This window comes from Streptomyces sp. NRRL F-2580, from assembly GCF_000720115.1.
In the GTDB taxonomy this organism is placed as follows: Bacteria; Actinomycetota; Actinomycetes; order Streptomycetales; family Streptomycetaceae; genus Streptomyces.
Genome location: NZ_JOIR01000095.1, coordinates 1 through 2,709, shown reverse-complemented (window position 1 = coordinate 2,709; position 2,709 = coordinate 1). Strand labels below are relative to the sequence as shown.

Annotated in this window: 1 pseudogene; it reads right to left on the bottom strand. The window is 73.8% G+C overall.

Annotated features, from left to right (window positions below):
* Positions 1-2,709 (bottom strand): annotated as a pseudogene (locus IF88_RS0139545) (beta-ketoacyl synthase N-terminal-like domain-containing protein); the annotation flags it as partial.

Genomic DNA, 2,709 nt, shown 5'->3' with positions numbered 1-2,709 from the left:
GTGGGTGGGGAGGGTGTTGAGGATTTCGGTTTCGGTGGCCTCGATGGCGATCATCGCGCCGCCGGTGGGCGCGGACTGCATCAGACGGCCGCGGACGGCGACGAGGAGGGCCGCGTCGCGCAGGGTGAGGACCCCGGAGATGTGCGCGGCGGTGAGTTCCCCGAGGGAGTGGCCGAGCAGGTAGTCGGGGGTGAGGCCGTGGTGTTCGAGGGTGCGGTAGAGGGCGACCTCCGTGGCGAAGAGCGCTGCCTGCGTCCACATCGTCTGGTGCAGCGGTGAGGTGGTGGGGTCCTCGTCGCTGAAGAGGAGGGACTTGAGGGAGACGTTCTGCTGGAGGTGCTCGTCGAGGTGGGCGCAGACCTCGTCGAGGGAGCGGGCGTAGACGGGGTGGGTCTCGTAGAGCTCGCGGCCCATGCCGGGACGCTGACTGCCCTGACCCGTGAACAGGAACGCGGTCTTGCCACCGCCCCGACCCGCCGGCGGACCCGCGATCAGCTCCGGCGTTTCCTCACCGGCGGCCAGCGCGGCGAGCGCCCGCAGAACGCCGTCCCGGCCCTCCGCGACGACGGCCGCGGAGTGCGCCAGCAGCGTGGGCCCATCCGCCAGCGACCGGCCGATGTCGGCCAGTGAGACCTGCGGCTGACCGGCCGGTTCCGGCTGCTCCGCGCGCTCGGAGACGAAGGCCAGCAGCCGGCCCGCCTGGGCTCGCAGCGCGGCCTCGGTGTGCCCCGACAGCAGCCAGGGCGCCAAGGGCAGGGGTGCCGGGGCCTCGATGACGGGCCTCGGCTCGGCGGCGGGGGCCTGTTCGAGGACGACGTGGGCGTTGGTGCCGCTGATCCCGAAGGAGGAGACGCCGGCCCGGCGCGGCCGGTCGGTCTGCGGCCACGGCGTCGCCTCGGTGAGCAGCGACACCGCTCCCGTGCTCCAGTCCACGTGCGAGGTCGGCCGGTCCACGTGCAGGGTGCGGGGGAGCACCCCGTGGCGCATGGCCATGACCATCTTGATGACGCCGCCGACGCCCGCGGCGGCCTGGGAGTGGCCGATGTTGGACTTGAGGGAGCCGAGGTGCAGTGGACGCTCCGCGTCGCGGTCCTGGCGTTGCTCGCGCCGTCCTGGTTGACGGCGGAGCCGCGGACCACGGCGAGGACCTCGTGGCCGTTGCGGCGGGCGTCGGAGAGCCGCTCCAGGAGCAGGACGCCGACCCCCTCACTCCAGGCGGTGCCGTCCGCCGCGTCCGCGAAGGACTTGCAGCGCCCGTCCGTCGCCAGCCCGCGCTGGCGGCTGAACTCCACGAACAGATCGGGCACCGCCATCACGGTCACGCCGCCCGCGAGGGCGAGGGTGCACTCGCCCTGGCGCAGGGCCTGCGAGGCCAGGTGCAGGGCGACGAGGGAGGAGGAGCAGGCCGTGTCGACGGTGATCGCCGGGCCCTGGAGGCCCAGCGTGTACGAGACCCGGCCGGAGGCCACGCTGAGCGTGTTGCCGGTCGTACGGTAGGCCTCGACGGCCTCCGGCGCGTTGCGCAGGTGGGAGGCGTACTCGCTGTACATGGCACCGCTGAACACACCGGTACGGGTGCCGCGCAGGGTGGCCGGGGCGATGCCGGCGTTCTCCACCGCCTCCCAGCTCGCCTCCAGCAGCAGGCGCTGCTGCGGGTCCATGGCCGCGGCCTCGCGCGGGCTGATCCCGAAGAACTCCGCGTCGAACCGGTCGGCGTCGTAGAGGAACCCGCCGTTGCGGGCGTACGAGTGGCCCGCGCGGTCCGGGTCGCCGTCGAAGAGCCGGTCCAGGGCCCAGCCGCGGTTGGTGGGGAAGGGGCCGATGGCGTCGGTGCCGTCGGCGACGAGCCGCCACAGGTCCTCGGGGGAGCGGGTCTCGCCCGGGTACCGGCAGGCCATGCCGACGATCACGATCGGGTCCGCGTGATCGGAGGTGCTGCGCACCGCGATCTGCCCGCCGGGACGGACCACCTCGGTCTCGCCGGCCAGCTTGGACAGCTCGCCCGTCAGGAACTCGGCGAGCGCGGCCGGTGTGGGGTGGTCGAAGACGGCCGTCGCCGGCAGCGTGACCCCGGTGACCGCCACGACCCGGCGGCGCAGCTCCAGGCCGGTCAGCGAGTCCATGCCGAGGGTCTTGAACGCCGTGTCCTCGTCGACGGCATCCGGGCCGGCGAGGCCCAGCACGGCGGCGACGGTGGTGCGCACGAGCTCACCGACGGTACGCCGGCGGTCGGCCGCGGGGAGCGCGGCGGTGCGCTCGGCCCACGAGGAACCGCCCGTACCGGAGAGGGCAGCGGCCGCGGCGGCGCGGCGGCGCGGGGCGCGGACCAGGGTGCGCAGCAGGGCGGGCGCGGACTGGTCGGGGGAGCGCAGGGTCGGCAGGTCCAGATCGGCCGCGGCGAGCAGCGGCTCCGGCGAGACGAGGGCCGCGTCGAAGATCTCCATGCCGCGCTCGGCGGAGATCGGCAGCACGCCCTTGCGGGCCCACCGTTTGACGTCGAGCTCGCTGAGCCCGCTCGTCATCGTGCTCGCGGTGTCCCAGAGTCCCCAGGCGAGGCTGGTGGCGGGGAGGTTGTGGTGGTGGCGGTGGTGGGCGAGGGCGTCGAGGTAAGTGTTGGCGGCGGCGTAGTTGGCTTGGCCGGGGTTTCCGATGAGTCCGGCGATGGAGGAGAAGAGGATGAAGTGGGTGAGGGGGAGGTGGGTGGTGAGT